General features: G+C 69.4%; 12 protein-coding genes and 1 pseudogene. 6 read left to right on the top strand and 7 right to left on the bottom strand.

Annotated elements, in window-relative coordinates:
* Window positions 1–440 precede the first annotated feature (440 nt).
* The 7 genes and pseudogenes from ACFZBP_RS13360 to ACFZBP_RS13330 all read right to left on the bottom strand — a co-directional run bounded on the left by ACFZBP_RS13360 (window position 441) and on the right by ACFZBP_RS13330 (window position 11722).
* On the bottom strand, window positions 441–1679 hold the full coding sequence (locus tag ACFZBP_RS13360; RefSeq protein ID WP_391412712.1) for a cellulase family glycosylhydrolase: 1239 nt from the start codon (window positions 1677–1679) through the stop codon (window positions 441–443).
* 135 nt (window positions 1680–1814) lie between these two features.
* On the bottom strand, window positions 1815–2699 hold the full coding sequence (locus tag ACFZBP_RS13355) for an alpha/beta hydrolase family protein (protein ID WP_391412710.1): 885 nt from the start codon (window positions 2697–2699) through the stop codon (window positions 1815–1817).
* A gap of 520 nt (window positions 2700–3219) precedes the next feature.
* A complete protein-coding gene (locus ACFZBP_RS13350; protein ID WP_391412708.1) occupies window positions 3220–4218 on the bottom strand; it encodes a PaaX family transcriptional regulator C-terminal domain-containing protein in 999 nt (332 codons plus the stop codon).
* 470 nt (window positions 4219–4688) lie between these two features.
* Window positions 4689–6446 carry a DUF5605 domain-containing protein gene (locus ACFZBP_RS13345; protein ID WP_391412706.1) on the bottom strand — a complete coding sequence of 586 codons (1758 nt, stop codon included), beginning with the start codon at window positions 6444–6446 and terminating at the stop codon, window positions 4689–4691.
* Between the two features lie 172 nt (window positions 6447–6618).
* Window positions 6619–6909: pseudogene (locus ACFZBP_RS13340) on the bottom strand (hypothetical protein); the annotation flags it as partial.
* Between the two features lie 324 nt (window positions 6910–7233).
* Window positions 7234–8793, bottom strand: a complete 1560-nt coding sequence (locus ACFZBP_RS13335) for a family 43 glycosylhydrolase (protein ID WP_391412704.1) — start codon at window positions 8791–8793, stop codon at window positions 7234–7236.
* Window positions 8794–8908: 115 nt separating this feature from the next.
* A complete protein-coding gene (locus ACFZBP_RS13330; RefSeq protein ID WP_391412702.1) occupies window positions 8909–11722 on the bottom strand; it encodes a family 78 glycoside hydrolase catalytic domain in 2814 nt (937 codons plus the stop codon).
* 236 nt (window positions 11723–11958) lie between these two features.
* Here ACFZBP_RS13330 and ACFZBP_RS13325 point away from each other — a divergent pair, with 236 nt between their 5' ends.
* The 6 genes from ACFZBP_RS13325 to ACFZBP_RS13300 all read left to right on the top strand — a co-directional run bounded on the left by ACFZBP_RS13325 (window position 11959) and on the right by ACFZBP_RS13300 (window position 20709).
* The gene (locus ACFZBP_RS13325) at window positions 11959–13086 is read left to right on the top strand and encodes a substrate-binding domain-containing protein (RefSeq protein ID WP_391412700.1); all 1128 of its coding nucleotides are present in this window, start codon (window positions 11959–11961) and stop codon (window positions 13084–13086) included.
* A gap of 414 nt (window positions 13087–13500) precedes the next feature.
* Complete coding sequence (locus ACFZBP_RS13320) at window positions 13501–15000, top strand: ABC transporter substrate-binding protein (RefSeq protein ID WP_391412698.1); 1500 nt, start codon at window positions 13501–13503, stop codon at window positions 14998–15000.
* Window positions 15001–15031: 31 nt separating this feature from the next.
* Window positions 15032–15973, top strand: a complete 942-nt coding sequence (locus ACFZBP_RS13315) for an ABC transporter permease subunit (RefSeq protein ID WP_391412696.1) — start codon at window positions 15032–15034, stop codon at window positions 15971–15973.
* Complete coding sequence (locus tag ACFZBP_RS13310) at window positions 15970–17760, top strand: ATP-binding cassette domain-containing protein (protein WP_391412694.1); 1791 nt, start codon at window positions 15970–15972, stop codon at window positions 17758–17760. Before ACFZBP_RS13315 ends, ACFZBP_RS13310 begins: the two co-directional genes overlap by 4 nt.
* A 1-nt stretch (window position 17761) precedes the next feature.
* On the top strand, window positions 17762–18619 hold the full coding sequence (locus tag ACFZBP_RS13305) for an ATP-binding cassette domain-containing protein (RefSeq protein WP_391412691.1): 858 nt from the start codon (window positions 17762–17764) through the stop codon (window positions 18617–18619).
* On the top strand, window positions 18616–20709 hold the full coding sequence (locus ACFZBP_RS13300) for a PKD domain-containing protein (protein WP_391412689.1): 2094 nt from the start codon (window positions 18616–18618) through the stop codon (window positions 20707–20709). Before ACFZBP_RS13305 ends, ACFZBP_RS13300 begins: the two co-directional genes overlap by 4 nt.
* Window positions 20710–20797: the final 88 nt, after the last annotated feature.

Genomic DNA, 20797 nt, shown 5'->3' with positions numbered 1-20797 from the left:
GTGGGTCGGGAGCTCGCCGTGCCTTGGTCGTGAGCTGCCTGAAACGGCGGGCGTCAGCCCAGTTCAAGTGCCCTTTCAGAAGGAGTGCGGAGACGAGGAGGGGACTGTGCGCGGGGGCTCCCGTCGGCTCGCATCCGCACATACGCGAACAGAAAAAGCCAACAGAACGCTTGACGGGCCATCAATGATTTTCCACCGCTTGACGGCCGCCATCGCATGACCCCTCCGCACTCACCGGACTGCCGCAGACCTGCGCGCCGCGACCGCGCGGCAGGTGGAACGCCTCGACCGGGGCCTGACGGCGTCCACCGCGGGCGGTAGCTTCCCGGCTGTCGACGCGCAGTTGACGAGAACTACACCGTGTGGCATGGCCACCCTGCCCAACTGCGCGCCCACGAGGTATGTAGAGGTACGTACCCGTCGCCGAGATTCGGGCCCTGCTACGTGCCGGACGGAACGCCGGAGCCGGCAGCCCTGCCGCTGACGCCGGTCATGATGGCGTTGATGATGCCCTGCTGGGTGACCGTGAGGGAGCGGCGGTTGAACAGCCCGAACCCGTAGCGATCGGTTGCACCGTTGTCCCAGTAGACGGTGGCCGCGCCGTATTTCTTGGCCGTGGCCACGACGGCCCGTGCGAAGTCCGCGCGATACCTGTTGTTCGACGAATCGAAGGATGACTTGTCGATGGCACCGTACTCGCCCACCACCACCGGGTACCCCTTCGTGACGAACACGTCGCGCATCAATTTGAGCTGCGCGTCGAGGTAGTCCTCCTGTCCCCAGGTCGACGTCCTTGCAGGGTTGGTGGCTGCTCGGCCCCATTGCGTGATGGTGCCGCTTTCCTCTCCGGCGAAGTCCCAGGGAGCGTAGTGATGAACGGAGATCATGATCCGCCGCTCATTCGCGGGAATGGAGGGGGAGCGGTACTGGTCGGACGGAAGCGCGAAGCCGTAGTTCCCCGCGGTGTAATCGATGTTCGTGTTCCAGCCGGCCACGAGCAGCCACCTCGAACTGTTGTTTCCGCCCGTTTTCCGTACGGTGTCCACGAAGATCTGGTTGTAGCTGTTGATGTTCGAGTAGCACGGTTGGGTCGGGCGGCCGTACTGCCCGTCGAACTCCTCGTTCATGGCCTCCAGGATCAGGCGCTGGTCGTAGTTCTTGAACCGGTTCGCGATCTGCTGCCAAGCCTTCTGGTACTTGGCCTTGATCGTCGTCTGGGAAGGTGAATCGCAGATCAGCCAGGAGCCGTTGACGGTCTTGTACCCGTCGCCGTGCATGTTGATCAGCACATGCAGGCCCCTGTTGTAGGCATAGTTGACGACTTCTTGGACTCTGTTCAGCCAGGAGGCGTTGATCGTGTAATTCGGGCCGGGCCCTATGTACCCCAGGTAGGAGACCGGGATCCTGATCGTCTTGAACCCTGCCGCCTTCACCTTGTCGATGAGAGCCTGTGTCACCATCGGCTGGCCCCACGCTGTTTCGCTGGGGTATCCGTTGGTGGTGGCTTCGAGTTGGTTCCCCAGATTCCATCCCGCGCCCATGTCGGCCACGATCTGTGAAGCGCTGGACTCTGCCGCGGTATCGGCCGATGCCTGATGCGCCGCGCCGTACACCGATGCGGCAACCGCCAACATGACGGCAAGGAAAATGACCCTGATCTTCCCTGCTAGTGAAACCATGAGCTTTCCTCTCTTGCGTCCTTGAGGGCGTCGAACCCCCAAATGGATCTATCTGGGGTGGCCACACACCCTGCACGGCCCGGATGGGCGACGAGCACGGCAGACGCGCGCACCCGGGCCGTGCGTGGTTGCTCCTCAGCTCAGGGCGGATTCCCAGGTGGTCGTGCTGGAGGTGGCGTCGTCGCGAAGGCGGTCGCGGGCCGCGGTGTCGCCGTACAGACTCCACCGCATCCAGTCCACGAACGTGGTGACGGTGCGGGAGTCGCCGAAGTAGTTGCTGTGGCCGGCGCCGCGGAAGGTGAGGAACGCCTTGGCGGCGGGCAGTTCCCGGTACGCCTGGCGGGCGGAGGAGATCGGGCACGTTCCGTCCCGGTCGCCGTGCGTGAACAGGACTTTGGCGCGGACCGCCGGGCTCGGGTTGCCCATGTCCACGCAGGACATGGGGATCGCGGCGGTGATCCGTGCGTCGGGCCAGGACGTGAGCAGGCCGTGGGTGGTCATGCCGCCCATCGAGTGGCCGGAGGCACCGACTCCGACCGCTGTGTCGATGTGGCCGGCCAGCGGGCCGCCGGCCGTGTCGAGGGCGAGGGTCCGGGTGATGACTTCGGAGACGTCCTTGGACTGGTTGCCGTTGTAGACGTCTCGGCCGCTGAGGTTGGCGAAGTGGGGGGCGGGGACGATGAAGCCGGCCTCGGCCAGGGGGCGGATGATCGCCAGGGACTTCTGCGGGCTGCTGCTGAACCCGTGCATGAACTCGCAGACCGGGAAGACGCCTTGGGCGACGGGGGCGTTGCTGACCGGGGCGCCACCGGGGGCGCCGGTGGCGGGGTAGTAGACGTAGGTGGTCCACCGGCGGCTGCCGCGGCTCCAGGCGTACTGACGTACGCCGACCGCGAACCGCCGGGTCGGAGCGCCGGCGCTCGCGGTGGCACCTGCGTGGCCCGTACCGAGCAGGGACATGCCTACGCCCGCGGCTCCGGCTGCGCTCAGCGTCACGAAACTACGCCGTTGCATGGTCATGAAGACTCCTGGTGGGGGGTGCGGAGCGCTGTTCGGTCAGGTGCCGGGAAGAGGCGTCGGTGATGCCGCGGCGGTGAGACTGACCGAGGTGGTGGGGGGAGTGGTCGTGGGGGTGGTCAGGTCGGCGAATCGCGCACGATGAAGGACGTTCCGGCCCTGCCTGTGGTGGTCATCGGCGAGGTGTGGCCTTGCCGACAGAGACGCGGGCGAGCCGCTGAACACCGGCCGAACAGTGGCTCGTTGAGGGAGCAGCCCTTCGCGCCCACCCGCCCGCCTGTCTGACGGGGAGGTGTTGATTCTGCGGAAACGGCGCAGGGGTCTCCTTCCACTCGTCGTGTGCTGCGCCTCTGGGAGCGTTCCCACATGTCTTGCAACAGGTACATTCCCGATCGGGTGCCGATCTGTCAATCATTGGCGCTCAACTCTGTTGTCTTCGACGCGCATTCGACAGATCGCAGGCGCAGGAGGCCCGGGGTGACGTCTTCGAGGCCCGCCCGATCACCCGGGCGGCGGCCCGCCGTCAGCCGTGGCCGATACCCGCACTCATGCCGGCGATCGTATGGGCCCTGATGTCGGGGTGCGGTCCCTCCGCGAATCGGGTCACCACGGAGCGGACGTGATCCTGGGCCGGCTGGAGCAGACCGTCGTACACCGCGACGCAGACTTCCCGCGCCCGCGACCGGGGCCAGCCGGGCGGCAGCAGCCCGATGGGGAGCAGCGGGTCCAGAATGGGGAAGTGCCGGTAGGCGTGCATGACCTCGGTCCGGGCGCGCACCGCGTCGGCACCGGTGACGCGGTCGGCGCTGATGTGCGCAAGCAAGCCGCTCCAACGGTCGACGAAAGCCCGGTAGTGCTCGGCGATGCCGGGCAGGTCCCACGCCTGGACCGGGTTGCGGTCGACCTCCGTGTCCAGCTCCTCCTGCCGCGCGCGGAACACGGTCACCGCTCCCCGCGCCAGGTCGGCCACCTCGATCCGCCCCTTGGGGGTCAGGGGGTGCGGCGACACCCAGAGAGCGTCGTACAGCGGCGCGAATCCGCGCCAGCGCAGCGCGGTGCGCAGTGCGCGCCGCCGCGCGCTCTCCTGTTCCGGGACGGAGAAGGCGATCAGTGTCCACCTGCCGTCCCATGAGTCGGGTTGGGTGGTGAAGGTGGCGATCGAGCTGGCGCCGCTCCACAGGTCGACGGCGGCCTGCGACGTCAACCGGTACGAGCTGTACCGTCCTTGCCGGCTGCTCTCCAGCACCCCACGGCGCATCAGTCGGCTGATCGTCGTACGGGCGGCGCCCGCGGTCACGTGGAACTCACCGAGCAATGCCACGATCGCCGCCGACGGCAACCACGCCCGGACGGGGAACGTGTAGTCGGCGATCAATGTCACCGTGAGTCCCTGCGGCGAGACGTTGCTTTGCCAGCCGGGCGATCGCACGGGGCCGGCGCCGTCACCCTCGTCGGAGAAGATCTCCTCGAGGTGGGACAGGTTCGGCAAGGTGGGCTCCGGCGCGGTGGACAGGGACGGCATCACTGTAACTGTTGTGAAAACGCCGGGTGGAGCTCCGCCGAGATTGCTCCACTTGACCTCCCGTTCAGCTCGCCCGTCTCCGCCAGAGGCGAGCTGATGTCAGTCATTCAGGGCACGCTCGTCGATGACGTGGGGAGGCCTGTCGAGGGACCGCCTGCGCCACCGCCGCGCAGTTCCACGGCTGCCACGTCGTCGACAGCAGCAAGGACAACAACCAGCCCTCCCCGGTGATCCAAGCTCGCTGGACCCGCATCACCGGCTGGGGACCCGCCCCAGTCCCGTCCCTTCTCACCTCACAGACCGCCAGGTTGGCCATGCTGCTTCGCGGCGTGCGCATGCGGACGAGGCGACGCCCCGGCGTGCTGGCTGCCGACGCAGCAGGTCGTGGAAGGTTTGGTCGGTGCCGTCGTCGCGCCGTCTGGATCCGCCGGGCCAGTCCGGGCGGCCGCGGCCCACTTCCTGGAGTGACGTCACTCGTTCCTGTCGTCCACAGCCCTCAGGCGGACCGCGATGTACGGCCGCCCCGGCAGCGTGAGGGTGAACTCGCCCTCATAGGTGCCGGGCAGCTCGGTGACCGTCATGTTCCAGGTGTCGATGATCTCGGCCCGGTAGCTGGTTCCTGGGCGGAGGGTGAACGAGCGCGCACCGGGCTGCGCCGCGCCGAAGTAGGTGAGGTGGTAGCGGCCCTCGACCCCGCCGGCCGGGAAGTCGGACTCCGAAGGCAGCGGGTCGACGCCGGCGGCGTCCTGGGGGGTCTCCTCCAGGATCGTCCGCAGGAAATCCAGGCGGGGCGTGCTGTCACCCTTCAGCGTGCCGCCCTTCGCCCACCACAGGACGTCGCCGTCGGCGAGGTAGCACTCCCCGTGGGTGACGTATCCGCCGCGGACCACACCGTCCCAGCAGCGGCGGACCATCTCCTGGGGTGTGAGGTTGCCCCAGCCCGCGTCGATGTTCCCTTCGTAGCCCATCTCGTCGAGGGTGACGGGCTTGCCCCACTGCTCGCGCCAGGCACGGGTGTCCTCGGGGCCGCGCTGGATGCTGGAGTGGGTGACCCAGTCGGCACCGTTGTCGTAGAGCTCCATCCAGTTGTGCACGCTCATGAGGTGATCGTGGGGGTCCCGTTCGCGGATCACGGCAGCGGAGCGGGGCCAGTGGGCGGCGTCCTTGGAGAACATGCAGTCGTATTCATTGGCGAGCGACCACCAGACGTTGGCGTGGGCGCAGAGCCGGGCGACCACGTAGCGCAGATACCGGTCGTCGGCGGCCGGACCCATGTCCGAGAAGCCCCAGCGGTCGTAGGGATGGAACAGGATGAGGTCGGCCTCGATGCCCAGGCCGCCGAGCTGCTCGATGCGTTGCTCGAGGTGGCGGAAGTAGGCGGGGTCGGGTCGCTGGAAGTCCCAGCCGGTCTCCGGCGAGCCCTCGAAGGGATAGCGGGGCGGCTCGTTCGTGCTGTGGACGAACGACTTGGGCAGGACGCACATCCTGATCTTGTTGAACGGGCTGTCCGCCAGGGTCTGCAGGGTCTGCCTCTCCAGGTCGTCACCCTGGTTGGTCCAGGCGTAGGCGGTGGTCCCCAGCGGGAGGATCCGGGTGCCGTCGGCGTGGCGGAAGTGGTAGCGGTCGTGCACTCGGACCGGACCGTGGTCGTCAGGACCCGCCGCATCACAGGTGAAGCCGCCCGTGATCCCGTCCAGCGAGCGGGCGTTGCTCGACGTCCGGAAGGACCAGTCGCCTTCCTCGTCCGGCATGAACCGGATCCGGTACACCCCGTCACCGTCGTAGAAGCCGTACGCGGTCAGCGTCCGCTCCCCGAGCCGGAAATCGGCCCGCAGATCGACCTCGGTGAACGGGTTTCCGTGTGCCGGGCCGTGCAGTTCCAGCTCGAACGCCCGCCACTGCCGGACCGTGCCGCGCTGGACGAGCCGGGCGCTGCCGGTCGGCACGTCGGCGGACTCGTAGTCGGGGGCCGGCACCACTTCCGGCCCGGCGGGCGGCTCCTCGACCGCCGTCTCCTCCACGGTCGCCAGCTCGGCGTAGAAGGCCTCGCGGGCGACAGGGTCGACCCGGAGGGGCCGCATCATGGCGGTCACCAGCTCCAGGCGTCCCCGCAGGAGGGTTGCCCGCATCGGTTCGTTCTCGACGCCGGGCATGTACGTGCGGACCACGGACGCGGCCTGCGGGTTGCGCAGTACATCGGCGAGGACGGATCGGGGGCCGTAGGGCATCTGGAACTCCTGAGTCTGATCGGGATATCGGGCGTCGGGGGTGGTCGCCCGGCCTGGTGGGACGGCGGTCGCAAGGTCCTGCGAAGTCGGCCGAGGAGCGCCTCACGGACGATGTGCTGGATGCTTACGGGTGGGGGAGGAGCCGCCGGGTGAGGAGATGCCTTTCTCGGCGTCAGGCACCTCGTCGGCAGGGGCGCTCGCTTCGACTTCCACGGAGCGAGTCCAGCCCGCCGCTGGTGACCAACGCGGATGGGGCCGGTGGAGGCCGGAGGGCGACGGCGCGGGCGCGTCCGTCGAAGGTGGTACGTCGTGCCGCGTCGAAGCGCTCCTCGGTGACGGGCCGGGCGCTGCCGAGCCCCTGAAGCACCCCACAGGGCGTGACCTGGACCTCCACCACGCGGGCGTGGTCGCGAGCCGGGGTGCCGTCGTCGTCACGGAGCTCGACGGTCACGTAGGCCGGAGATCGACGCGGCGCTCGTCCGCGCGCCCGATGGCCGCCGCGCCGAGAGGCCGTTGTCGTGGTGGATGCACGCCCCGCGCTTCACTGTCCGGCCGTTGATCCGCAGGGCGTTCCGCGGATCCAGGCGAAGCGTCCGGATGCCCACGTTGACCGAGGTCCTGTCGAGTTCGGCGTCCCCGTCGCGCATTCCGACCGTCGCCCGGTAGAGGTGGGGGTGGTCGACTCCCTGGAGGTGAGGTCGGGACGTAGAGCCGGGTGAGTGACATGATCGTCGTGCCGGGCGTATCGGTGAGGGGGACGGCCTCTGCCACGACCGGATGTTGCCGGTCATGTGCCGCCCTCCCCGTGGTAGCTGAAGTCGGCGAAGTGCACCGTGCCGTGCTCGGCGAACATGCCGGTGACACGGCCGGTGAAGGGCACGGCGGTCTCGACCGACCAGAACCGGCCGTCGCACTCGGCCAGCCGTGTCTCGACGCCCGCGGCGTCCACGACGTCGAGCCGGATGGTGTCACCGGAAGGCAGCCAGGGCGCCCTGCCCTCCCCGGGAGCCTCGGTGGCGATGCGGAGCACGACCTCGTCGCCGGCCACCTCGGTGCTCCAGGTACTGACCAGCGTCGGCAGTGCCGCCCGCGCGGTGACCCGGATCCCGCTCCCGGCCGGTGCCCGCTCGGCCGTCAGGGCGATGGTGGACTCCTCCTCCAGACGGATACCGAGTCCGCCGCGGCCGTCGGCCGGCGCGATCCGGGTCTCCACGACACTGGTCACATGGCGCTGACGGCGACCCAGGAAGTCCGGACGGAAGGCGTCGATGCCCCCGGACTCCGCGCTGAGGGTGAGACAGCCGGGGCGCCGCCCGAGGGACGCCACCGACTCCAGTGCCCGTCCCACCGCCAGCCAGCCGGGATCCGCCAGGGCCGCCGGATCGGTGAATGTGAAGTGTTCGTCGAGCGGTTCGGTACGCGGGTCAAGGGGGACGGGAGCCGCGTACGGCCAGCCGTCGGCCCACTTCACGGTGGTCACATAAGTCTCCCGGCCCAGCGGGGAGGTGCGTCCCGCCGCCCGGGTGCCGAGCAGTACGAGCAGGTCCTCGCCGTGCGGTCCCCGGACCAGGTCGGCATGGCCGGTGCACTGGACGGGCCGGGCGGTGCCGGATGCGCTGAGGACCGGGTTGTGAGGGGCGCCCTCGAAGGGCCCCTCGATGCCGGGGCCGCGCGCGATGCTCACCGAGTGCCCGTGGCCGGTGCCGCCCTCGGCGATCAGCAGATACCACTGGCCGTCGCGGTGGTACAGGTGCGGCGCTTCGGGCGCGACCAGGCCCGTGCCGGACCACAGCTCGCGTGGCTCCTCCAGCACCCTGCCCGTCACCAGGTCGACCCTCGCCTGGAGGATGCCCCGGTTCGACACCACCCGGACACCGTCCAGGTGCAGGCCGCTGAAGGTGACGTACGCGGTGCCGTGCTCGTCCCACGCGAGGTCGGGGTCGATGCCGTGGATGCCGTCGAGGGGGACTCCGTCGCTCCACGGGCCCGCCGGGTCGGCCGCGGTGAACACGACGCAGCCACGCGGACTGGCGGTCACGGTGACGATGACGTGGAAGAGGCCCTCGTGGTAGCGGATGGTGGGGGCCCACACGCCCGCGTTCGAAGGGGTGCGCGCGAGCCGGACCTGCTCCTCGCGAGGGGCGACGTTGCCGATGTGCTCCCAGGAGACGAAGTCGGTGCTCCGGTAGACCGGCAGCGCCGGCAGGTACTCGAATGACGAAGTGACCATGTAGTACGTGCCGTCGACGAGGACGCAGCTGGGGTCCGGGTTGAAACCCGGGATCAGGGGGTTGGGCAGGTCCACGAGGAGTTCCTTGGGTGTCGGTACCGCTTCCCGGTCAGACACGGTCGATCCCCTCCGAGAGGAAGGACCGCCGCGCGCTCCCGCCGACCGTCCGGCGGGGGAGCAAGCGTGCGGGTGGGCCCCGCGCTCGGGTGGGGTGTACGAGTGCTCCGGTACATCAGGCCGAGACCGGATCCAGGATCGTTCGCACGGCCCGGTGGAAGGCCTCCGCGCCGGGATGCAGATCCTGCGGAACGAGTGCTTCGGCGATCTCGGCCGCCGGAGCGTCGAGCCGGCCGGCGACCGCTGCCGCCACCTGGGTCTCGCCCCGCGGAGCCAGCCCGGTCTCCACTGCGGCGCCGACCACCGCCGCCCAGACACCGGGATCATCCAGCACGTCACGGACCGTGCGGTCGGCCCGCGGCCCTGCCGGCGGCCCGGCGGGATCGGGCACCACCCACTGGTGCCGGCCGTGGCCCACCAGGATCGGATCGTCACCACCGGGCAGATGCACCTCGGCGGACGCCCCCACCGGCACCCGCACGTCCAGCCGGAACTCGCCGTCGGCCCGCTCCCAGTGGACGTCGGCCTCTCCGTACGGGGTGAGGTGCCGCGCCGACGAGAAGGTGAGCGCTCCCCATGGGCGCGGTCGCACCAGTATCTTGCGGTAGCCGGGCGCGGCCGGGGCGAGACCGGCCACCTGGCGGTGCAGCCAGTCCGCGACCGCGCCGAGCGCGTAGTGGTTGAACGAGGTCATCTCACCCGGGTTGATGCTGCCGTCGGGCAGCATGCTGTCCCAGCGTTCCCACACGGTCGTCGCCCCCATGGTGACGGGGTACAGCCAGGACGGGCAGCCGGTCTGCAGCAGCAGGCGGTAGGCGACGTCGACGTGACCGGTGGCCGACAGCGCATCGGTGACCAGGGGGGTTCCCACGAACCCGGTGCTGATCCGGAAACCGCCGGCGCGTACCAGGTCGGCGAGCCGCCGACCGGCCCGCTCGCGCTGCGCCGCGTCGGGCAGCAAGTCCCAGGCGATCGCGAGGGCGTAGACGGTCGGCGCGTCGGACAGGACGCGGCCGGTGGAGGTGACGTAGGCGCGGTTGAAGGCCCGGCGGACCTCCTCCGCCAGTGTCGCGTACCGGTCGGCCTCGTCCGGCCGGCCAAGCACTCTGGCGGCCTCGGCCACCAGCTGGGCTGAGCGCGCCAGATGTGCGGTGGCGACCACGTCGGGGTCCGCCTTGCCGCGGCCCGGCGCATCCGGAGGCGCGGACGGGTCGAGCCAGTCGCCGAACTGGAAACCGCCGGTCCACAGCCGGTCCGGCCCGGCCAGGGACGCCGCCTTGTCGACCCAGGCGCGCATACTGGGCAGCTGACGTTCCAGCACGCCTTGGTCGCCGGTGCGCTGATACAGCGCCCACGGGACCACCACGGCGGCGTCTCCCCAGGCGGCCGCGGCCGGCGAGGCGTCGTGCAGGACGTCCGGAATCACGAAGGGCACCGACCCGTCCGGCCGCTGTTCGGCGGCGAGGTCTGCCAGCCAGGAGCCGAGGAAACCGCCGACGTCGAAGAGGAAGGCCGCGGTCGGCGTGAAGATCTGGATGTCACCGGTCCAGCCGAGCCGCTCGTCCCGCTGGGGGCAGTCGGTGGGCACGTCGACGAAGTTGCCGCGAGTGCCCCACACCACGTTCTCGTGGAACCGGTTCAACAGTGCGTGGGAGGAGCGGAACCAGCCCGTGCGCCGCAGGTCCGACGAGATCACGACGGCCTCGATGTCCTCGGGGCGCAGACCGGGGACCCCGGACACCTCCGCGTACCGGAAGCCGTGGAAGGTGAGCATGGGTTCGAGCTCCTCCTCGCCGCTGCCCGCCACGAGGTAGCTGTCGGTCGCCTCGGCCGTGCGCAGAGGCCGGGTGCCGAGCTCACCGTGCTCCAGCACCTCGGCGTGCCGGACGACGACCTCGCTGCCGGCCGCCAGGCCGCGGACGCGCAGTCGCACCCACCCCACGGCGTTCTGCCCGAAGTCGACCAGGGTGCGTCCTGTGGGGGAGGTCCACACCTTCTGGGCCGACAGCATGTGGGCGACCCGGATGGGTGGTCCCTCCGGTGCGACGAGCCGGCTCAGGTCGCTCTCCACCACCTCCACCGAGCCGGTGGCGGGGCGCCAGTCACGGCCCCGGCGGCGCAGATCGGTGCGCTGGCCGTCGTAGAGGTCGTCGGTCAGGACCTCGCTCTCGCGGGCCGTCCAGGAGCCGTCCGTGGCCAGGACGTGCACCTGGCCGTCGGTGGTCGTGACCTCGAGCTGGGCCAGCAGCGCGAGCCGGTCGCCGTACTGGGCGCGCTCGCCGCGGAAGCCCAGGCGGCCCCGGTACCAGCCGTTGCCCAGCAGGAAGTCCAGCGTGTTGTCGCCGCTGCGCACCAGCTCCGTCACGTCGTGCGTGTGATAGCGGAGCCGGTGGGCGTACGCCGTCCAGCCCGGGGTGAGCACGGCGTCCCCGACCCGCAGACCGTTGACCGTGCCCGCGTACAGGCCGTGCGCGGTGACGTACAGGCGGGCCTTGCGCACCTCGCCGGGCACATGGAGGGTGCCGGAGAGCACGGGTGCCGGCATGCGCAGTCCGCCGACGCCGACCGGGCTGATGAAGGACGCGGTCCAGTCGCCTCTCTCGAGGAGGCCTGTCTCCACTACGGCGCGTCCGCTCCAGTGGCTCCACTCCTCCTTGTGGGCGACGCGCACGCGTACGGCCGCGAACTCCCGGGACGCCAGCGGCCGTGCGGGCCAGGGCACGAGAATCTGCTCGGTGCTGTCGACCCGGTACCTCTCGGCGGTCCCGCCCCGGGTCACCTCGATCTCGTACGCGGTCTGCTCGTAGCCGAAGTCCGCGTGGGGGACCGACCAGGACAGCCGGGGCGAGCCGGTTCCGACGCCGCGTACCGGAGAGGCGTCGGTGAAGTGTTCGAAGCGAGGCGGGGAGGGGGCGGCAGCCACGACCATGCGGGTCTCCAGATGTCTCAAGCGCTTGGTGACCGGGCCCGAAGCGGACGACCATGCGCTCTGCTCGGGAACGCCCGCACGCCTCTGATGGGGTGGCGTGACAAGCCGGTGTGTGTAACGTTCTACGAACGGGAGCGTATGGACCGCCCCGAACCCATGTCAAGGACCTGGTAACGCATCGAAGGACACCGATTCATGAGGCAGCGATCTACAGATGCGCTTGTAGCATGGCGTGAATGGACAACAGCTCTGCTGACGCCGACCTGCGGGGCGACATGAACAGTTCGGGCGAGCGGCAGACGCAGCCGAACGTCGCACAGGCCGCGGACGGGTCGCGATCCTCCGGTACCCGACGCGTGACGATCCAGGACGTGGCCAAGGAGGCGCGCGTCTCGATCTCCGCCGTGTCGAAGGTTCTCCGGGACGCCTATGGCGTCAGCCCCGAGATGCGGGCCAAGGTCACCGAGGCCATCGAACGGCTGGGATACCGCCCCCAAGCAGGTGCTCGCGCCATGCGTGGCCGCTCCTACACCGTCGGCGTGATGCTCGCGGCGCTCTCGCACCCCTTCCAGCCGGAGATCGTCGAAGGCATCACGGACGAGCTGGAGCCCGGCCCGTACCAGGAGATCCTGATCACCGGGGGGCTCGCCGCCCCGCGCCAGCAGCGCAGCATCGAGGCCCTGGCGGACCGGCAGGTCGACGGACTCGTGATCATCACGCCGGAGATCGGTACGGACTGGCTGGAGCAGCTCGGCGCGGGGCTTCCGGCCGTGGTGGTCGCGCGACACGGTGGTGCCGTCCACTTCGACACCGTTGTCGACGACGACCGCGGCGGTGCCCGACTCATGGTGGACCACCTCGTGGGCCTGGGACACCGGAACATCGTGCACACCAGCCATCCCACGGGGAGCCTGAAAAGGCCCTTCGTCCTCTCACACACGGCCCGCCGTGACGGCTATGTGGCCGCCATGAAACGGCACGGCCTGGAACCGGACGTCATCGAGACCTCCTACACGGAAGAGGGCGGATACCTGGCGGCTGTAGAGGCCTTCGACCGGCCGAGTCCGCCGACCGCGATCTTCGCGGGGGCCGACATCGCGGCCGTCGGTGTCCTGCGGGCGGCGGAGGAGCGCGGCCTGCGGGTTCCCGAGGACCTCACCGTGACGGGCTACGACAACATCAACGCCTCGGCGATCGGCCGGGTCGCCCTCACCACGATCGACCAGTCCGGCCACCTGACCGGCCAGATGAGCGCCCGGCTGCTGCTGGAGCGGCTGAGCGGCCGCACGCAGCCGGTTCACTACGTCGTGGCGCCACGCCTGGTCGTGCGTGCCACCAGCGGGGTGCCCTCGCGATGCACGTGAGGGTCATGGACGCAGGACGGCGGGGCGTTGTGTGCAACGGTGCACTGCCAGTCTTGAACGGGTGGTGACGGGCCGGTGGTATGCCGAACACCGGCCGGTGTGCCGCTGGCTGCAGCTCGGCCGGCCCGGAAGAGATAACGGCACGTCAGATGGCCAACAGGCGGTAAATCTGAAGACAAGGCTACGGGTGCGTTGCGGAACTGTTACCTGAGAGGGTCCGTACGTTCCCTTGACTGGTTCTCGCACTCTCCGTACGTTGCGGCGTAGAACGTTGTACACATCACTTCGTCCGGTTCGCGCTCCTTCTTCTGGGCGCCCGCGACATCTCTCCTCCGGCCGGCAGCTGCCAGGGCCGCACTTTCCTTCGGATCCCAAGGAGTCCCGATGCGGCGCACCACTCGATCTGCTCTCGCAGTGACCACGACCATGAGCCTTGCCGGTCTCGCAGCCCTCACCGGCTGCACCAGCGCGGGCACCACCACCGGGAGTTCCGGCGGGGACAGGGCCACGCTCACTCTCGGCATGACGCAGGACATCCAGGGCTGGGACCCGACGAGCCAGCCCTCCTACCAGGGCTGGGCGGCGTCGGCCGTGTACGACGGCCTCATCCGCTGTGGCGCGGACGGTCAGCCGGAACCGGACGTGGCGACGTCGTGGACGTTCGCGCCGAACAACATGGGCGTCACGGCCCGTCTGCGGTCGGGAATGAAGTTCTCGGACGGCAGCCCGGTCGACGCGGCCGCGGTCAAGGCGAACTTCGAGTACGCGAAAAAGCACGGCGGCAGCGCCGCCCGCTTCGCTGACATGACGGTCACCACGCCCGACAAGTCGACCGTGAAGATCACCCTGTCGAAGCCGAACCCCCTGCTCACCGCGCGGTTGTGCGAGGTGCGTCTGGGCAGCCCCGAGTTCCTCGCGAGCGGCAAGACGAACAAGGCACCCGTCGGCTCGGGCCCGTACACGCTGGACACCTCGGCGACGACCGCCGGGTCGGTGTACACCCTCACCAAGAACGACGCGTACTGGGATTCCAAGCGGTTCCCGTACAAGAAGCTCGTCATCAAGGTGATCACCAGCGAGACTGCGGCGATCAACGCGCTCAAGACCGGGCAGATCGACGGCTCGCTCATCACCCAGGCGACCTACAGTCAGGCCGAGGCGGCAGGGCTGAAGGTGCAGTGGCAGAAGAGCGAGGTCACCCGTCTTCTGATCACGGACCACCTGGGCAAGCAGGTCCCGGCGCTGGGGAAGGTGGACGTGCGCCGGGCGATGAACATGGTCTTCGACAAGGAAGCCATCGCCAAGAACCTCTACCGCGGCCTGGCCTCCCCGACCGCGCAGATCTTCCGCGTCGGCACGCAGGCCCGTATCAGTGACCTCAAGGATCCCTACCCCTATGACGTCAAGGCCGCCAAGGCGCTCATGGCGAAGGCGGGATACGCCAAGGGATTCACCCTGGAGATGCCCTACCTCCAGGGTCAGGGCCTGGACGCGCTGATGCCGGTGGTCAAGCAGCAGCTGGGCCTGATCGACATCAAGGTCAAGCAGGTGACCCTGTCCGGGCCGAACGCCATCGGGGAGCTGCTGAGCGGCAAGTACCCGGTGCCCATGTGGGCGCTCGGAAACTACGCCGACTCCCGGCAGGACATCTCCGACTACGTCCTGCAGGACGGCATCTGGAACGTCGAGCACCAGCGGGACGCGACGGTGAACAGGCTCTGGAAGAAGATCGCCGGCGAGACCTCGGAGCAGTCCGCCAAGGACCAGCAGGCCCTCAACCGGTACGTCATCGACCAGGCGTGGTTCGTGCCGATGGTGGACACGGGCACGATCTACGCCTCCAACCCCAAGGTCAAGATCAACAAGTCGACCGACCCGGCCGGTCTGCACCCGCAGCTCTGGGACTTCCAGTAGTTGCTGCGGGCCTGAGTGATTGGAGCGACGGGTGTTGGCATCCGTACTGAGGAAGCTGGTTCGTGCGGTGGCCGTGCTGCTGCTGGTCAGCTTCGCGACCTTCACACTGATGTATGGCAACGGTCCGGGCATCGCCCGGGCCGTGCTGGGCACGAACGCCACCGACGCCACAGTCCGGGCCGAGGTGGCCAGGCTCGGCCTCGACAGACCGCTCGTCGCGCAGTACGGGGACTGGCTCAGGGGAGTCGTCACCGGCGACTTCGGGGAGTCCTTCTTCACGGGGCAGTCCGTGTCGTCGGCCCTGTCCTCCCGAGTACCGGTGACGCTCACCCTGATCGTCCTGTCGATCCTGCTGACGGCGGTGGTGAGCGTCCTGGTCGGCGTCGCCGCCGCCGTCCGCGGCGGGTGGATCGACCGGGTGGTGCAGTTCCTGTCGGTGGCGGGAGCCGCCGTACCGCCCTTCATCGTGGCGATCGGTCTGGTCTTCGCCTTCGCCGTCTCCGTCCGGGCGTTCCCGGCCACGGGGTACGTCTCACCGGACCAGAGCCCCACCGGATGGATCGGATCGGTCACCCTTCCGGTGCTCGCCCTCCTCGTGGGAGCCATCGCCAACTCCGCCGCGCAGTTCCGCGGAGCGATTCTCGACACCCTCTCCCAGGACTTCGTCCGCACCCTGCGGGCGCGCGGGATCCCCGAGTCCAAGGTGGTCTTCCGCCACGTGCTGCGCAACGCCGCGGGTCCCGGTCTGACCGTCTTGAGCCTGCAGACCCTCGGGCTCATCGGCGGCGCCGTCTTCATCGAGCAGGTGTTCGCGCTGCCGGGCCTGGGCGAACTGAGCAACGGCTCCGCCCAGCGAGGTGACGTTCCCATGGTGATGGGGTGCGTGCTGGTGACGATCGTGATCGTGCTCGTCGTCAACCTGCTGGGTGACCTGGTGACAGCGGCCGTCAACCCGAAAGCGAGGACGCGATGACCACGACTCCCACCCTGGAGCCGTCCGGTCCGGTGCAACCGGCCGCCAAGGGACGCTCACTTCTGCGGCGGCTGCCGGCCAATCCGCAGGCCGTCCTCTGCGTCGCCTTCCTCCTCTTCGTGGTGTTCCTGGGCCTGTCCAGCTCCTGGCTGGCCCCTCACGGGCAGAACGCGACCGACCTCAGCGCGGTGAACGCCTCCCCGTTCTCCTCCGGTCACCTCCTCGGAGCGGACTCGACGGGACGGGACATCCTGTCGCGGCTGATGTACGGCACCCGGCAGACGATGATCGCCTGCCTGGTGGTGCTCGCCGTGTCTCTGGTGATCGGCGTGACCAGCGGCCTCGCCGCAGGCTTCTACCGGGGCAGGACCGACGCGGTGTCGAGCTGGTTCTCCGACGTGGTCATGTCGATGCCCGGCATCGTGCTGATCATCGCGCTGTACGCCCGCACCGGGTCGAACATCGTCGCCACCATGGCCGCCTACGGGCTCATCGTCGCACCCACGTACTTCCGCCTGGTCAGGTCAGTCGTCCTAGGGGTCCGCGGCGAACTCTACGTGGACGCGGCCAAGGTGGTCGGACTCTCCGACCTGCGGATCGTCGGACGTCATGTGCTGTGGGCCGTACGCGCGCCGATCATCGTCCAGAGCTCGTTCGTCCTTGCCTCCGCGATCAGCATCGAGGCCGGTATGGGCTTCATCGGCCTGAGCGACCCGGACAAGGCGTCCTGGGGCGGGGTGCTCCAGGAGGCGTTCGGCAACATCTACAACAACAGGCCCGGCGTGCTCTGGCCCGCCCTCCTCATCACCCTGACCGTTCTGGCGCTCGTCCTGCTCGGCAACGCCCTGCGCGACATCCTTCAGTCGTCGGCGCACAGCCGAACGCTGTCGCCGCGGCGGCGACGCGAACTCGTCCGGCGGGCGCGGGAAGAGCGCGGGTATGCGGCCGTGGAGGAGGCGACTTCCAGGGGGGCGGCCGCTCCCGCCGCCGAGGCGGTGCTCTCGGTCCGCGGTCTGCGCATCGGCTACCCGGACGACGAGGACGGGGTGCGCGAGGTCGTGCACGGCGTCGACCTCGACGTACGGCGCGGCGAGATCCACGGCCTGGTCGGCGAATCCGGCTCGGGCAAGTCCCAGATCGCGTTCTCGGTCCTGGGCATCCTGCCCCGTGAGGCGGTCGTCCTCGGCGGCAGCGTCCTCCTGAACGGGCAGGACCTGCTGGCCGACGAACGGCGGCTGCGCAAGGCCCGGGGCCGGCGCATCGCCTACGTACCGCAGGAACCCATGTCGAACCTCGACCCCTGCTTCACCGTCGGCGCGCAGCTCACGCACGGCCTGCGCGCGGTCAAGAAGATCTCGGCACGGGAAGCGGAACAGGAACTGCTGAAGCTGCTGGCGCGCGTCGGCATCAAGAACCCGGACCGGGTCTTCGGGCAGTATCCGCACGAGATCTCCGGCGGCATGGCGCAACGTGTGCTCATCTGCGGCGCGGTGGCCTCCGACCCCGACGTGATCGTGGCGGACGAACCGACCACCGCCCTGGACGTGACCGTGCAGGCCGATGTCCTGGACCTGCTGCGTGAGCTGCGCGACGAACGGGGACTGGCCGTCGTCCTGGTGACCCACAACCTGGGAGTCGTCGCGGACATCTGCGACACGGTCAGCGTGATGCAGGACGGTCACATCGTGGAGCGCCAGGACGTGGACGGGCTGTTCGAGTCCCCTGCGGAGTCGTACACGCGGGAACTGCTCTCCTCGGCACGCCGTGTCGAGATCGCGGAGGTGTGAAGTGGCGGAGCCGGTACTGACGGAACCGGTCCTGACGGTCGACAACCTCGTCGTTCGTTACGGCGGACGACGGGGCACCGGAGCCACGGTGATCGACGACGTCTCCTTCGACCTGAGCCCCGGGGAGACCCTGAGCCTGGTCGGCGAGTCGGGGTCGGGCAAGACGACCATCGGCCGCGCGGTCCTCGGGCTCGCGCCGGTCACGGCCGGCAGGGTCACCTTCCGCGGCGAGACCGTGAGCAACATTCCCCGGGCGCGCCGGCGCAAAGTCGCCCGCGACATCCAGGTCATCTTCCAGGACCCGTACTCCTCGCTGAACCCGTCGATGACGGTCGAGAGCATCCTCGTGGAACCGCTTGTCGCGGCCGGCGCGGCAGACGGCCGGGCACGTGTGCGGGATCTGCTGGACGCCGTGGGCCTCCCGGCCGACTCCGGCGACAGGTACCCCCGCGAGTTCTCCGGCGGCCAGCGGCAGCGCGTCGCCATCGCCCGCGCCCTCGCCCTTCACCCGGCGGTCATCATCTGCGACGAACCCACCAGCGCCCTCGACGTCACCACCCAGGCCCGCGTCCTCACCCTCCTGAAGGACATCCAGCGGGAGACGGGCGTGGCCTACCTGTTCATCAGCCACGACCTCGGCGTCGTGAACGAGGTGAGCGACCGCATCGCCGTCCTCAACCAGGGCCGCATCGTCGAGATCGGCAAGGCCCACGACGTAGCGGCCGACCCGCAGCACCCGTACACCCGCAAGCTCCAGACGGCGGCGCCGGTGGCGGATCCGAAGAAGCAGCGCCTGCGCCGCGCAAGGCGATTGCAGGCAGACACCGCGGAGCCTTCCGACCTCAAGGGGACCTCGTGAACACACAGGGAGCAAACGCCGGCGAGAGGCCCGAGCCGGCCCAGGACAACACGCTGACGAGGCGCCGCTTCGTCCGCAACACGGCGGTCGGTGCCGTGGTGGCCCTCGGAACTTCGGCGATATCGGTCCCCGGCGCGTCGGCCGCGTCCCGCCCGCAGTGCGCGGCACTCGTCAGCGGCGGCCCGATGTGGGTCACCCCCGACTGCGACGACCCGACGTACAACCGCCCCGTGATCGACAGCGAGCGGGATCTGACCTCACCGGTACCGCACCGCAAGATCTCGGGCCACTTCGACGGTACTGACAAGAAGTTCAACCTCTATCTGCCGCCGAAGGGGCAGTGGCAAGGCCGCTTCTTCCACAAGGTGTACCCGCTGACGGACGAGAACGCCGCCGACCAGGACATCGCATTCGGCGCGGACAGCGGCGCCTACGTCGTGCAGACCAACGGCGGCACCGGATACCGTGTCGACGCCGCCGCGGCCAAGTTCTCCCGCACGTACGCGTCGAAGTACTACGGCTCGTCGAGAAAGATCCACGGCTACATCTGGGGCGGCAGCGGCGGCTCTTACCAGACCATCGGCGCCATCGAGAACACCAAGGGCGTATGGGACGGCGCGGTGCCCTTCATCCCCGGCACGCCGTACTCCGTCCCGAGCAGTTTCACCGTCCGTGCCCTGGCACGGCTCGTGCTGCGGGACAAGGCGCCCCGGATCGCCGACGCGGTGCGGCCCGGCGGCAGCGGCAAGCCCTTCGAGGGGCTCAACAGCGTGGAGCGGGCCATGCTGCGCGAGACCGCGGAGTTCGGCGTTCCCCTGCGCGCGTGGGAGGACTCCGCCTACGTGCTCGGGCTGTCGGCGCCGGAAGGGCTTCTCGGATTCACGGACGTGCTGCGCGCCATGGACCCGACCTACGCCGACGACTTCTGGAGCAAGCCGGGCTACCTCGGCACCGAGAAGTCGGCTCTCGGCGACATCGTCCGGGGCGCCCGGATCGACCTACTGACCACGATCCAGAAGGTCGACCGGGACGCCGAGAACACGCCCACGAGCCTGGTCCTCGCCAGTGCCCCGGCGCAGCCGGACACGACGGGACTCGACTTCACCGTGGTCGGCGGCGACGGTACGACGGTCATCGGGACGCTGCAGGCTTCCCTCGACCCGGCGACGCGCGTCGTCACCCTCGCGAGCGGCAATGACACCAAGACACTCGCTGCCCTCGACACCGGGGTCGGGCTGCGTCTCGACAACAAGTGGACCATCGCCTTCCGTGCATACCACCGCTACCAGGTCCCGACACGCCCCGGTTTCTACGCCTGGGACCAGTACCGGGGCCCCGACGGAGAGCCGTTGTACCCGCAGCGTGCCCTTCAGGTGGGCCCCCTCATCTCCAAGTCCACCAGCGGCGGCGGCACCCACACCGGCAAGATCACCGGCAAGGTCATCATGGTGGGCAACCTCGTCGACACCGACGCCAACCCCTGGCCCGGCGACTGGTACCGCGCCCGGGTGAAGGAAGCCCTCGGCGGGCGTTACGAGGACGACTTCCGCCTCTGGTACAACGACAACGCCGACCACCTCGAAGGCCCGGTCACAGGCGCCCGCGCGGCCAGGCTCGTCGAGTTCACCGGCATCCTGCAGCAGGCGCTGCGCGATCTGAGCGCCTGGGTGGAGAAGGGCGTGAAACCCGCGCGCACGACGTCGTACGACGTGACCGGCAGCCAGATTTCGGTGCCCGAGCACGCCGCGAACCGCCGCGGCATCCAGCCCGTCGTCGATCTCACCGTCGACGGCACCGACCGGATCGAAGTGCGGGCCGGCACGCCCGTCACCTTCAAGGCCCGCATCGAGGTCCCGCCCGGCGCGGGCCGCGTCGTGCACACCGAGTGGGACTTCGCAGGCACAGGCGACTTCGCGGCGAAGCCGTTCGGACCGCCTCGCCCCACTGCCGAGATCCGGCAGACCTTCACCTACACCGAGCCGGGCACGTACTTCCCCGTGCTCAGGGCGACGTCACAGCGAGAAGGCGACACGGCGACCCCCTTCGCTCAGGTGGAGAATCTCGGCAGGGCGCGTGTCGTGGTCCGCTGACAGCGCACTGCGGAAGAGGGAGGAGCCGGCACGCCGTCGCGTGCCGGCTCCTCCCTCTTCCGGAGCGCGTTGGCGGTGGCACTGTTTC

The sequence above is a fragment of the Streptomyces sp. NPDC008086 genome, from assembly GCF_042957325.1.
Classification (GTDB): domain Bacteria; phylum Actinomycetota; class Actinomycetes; order Streptomycetales; family Streptomycetaceae; genus Streptomyces.
The sequence above is the reverse complement of the archived record's forward strand: the minus strand, read 5'-3'. Positions and strand labels throughout refer to the sequence as shown.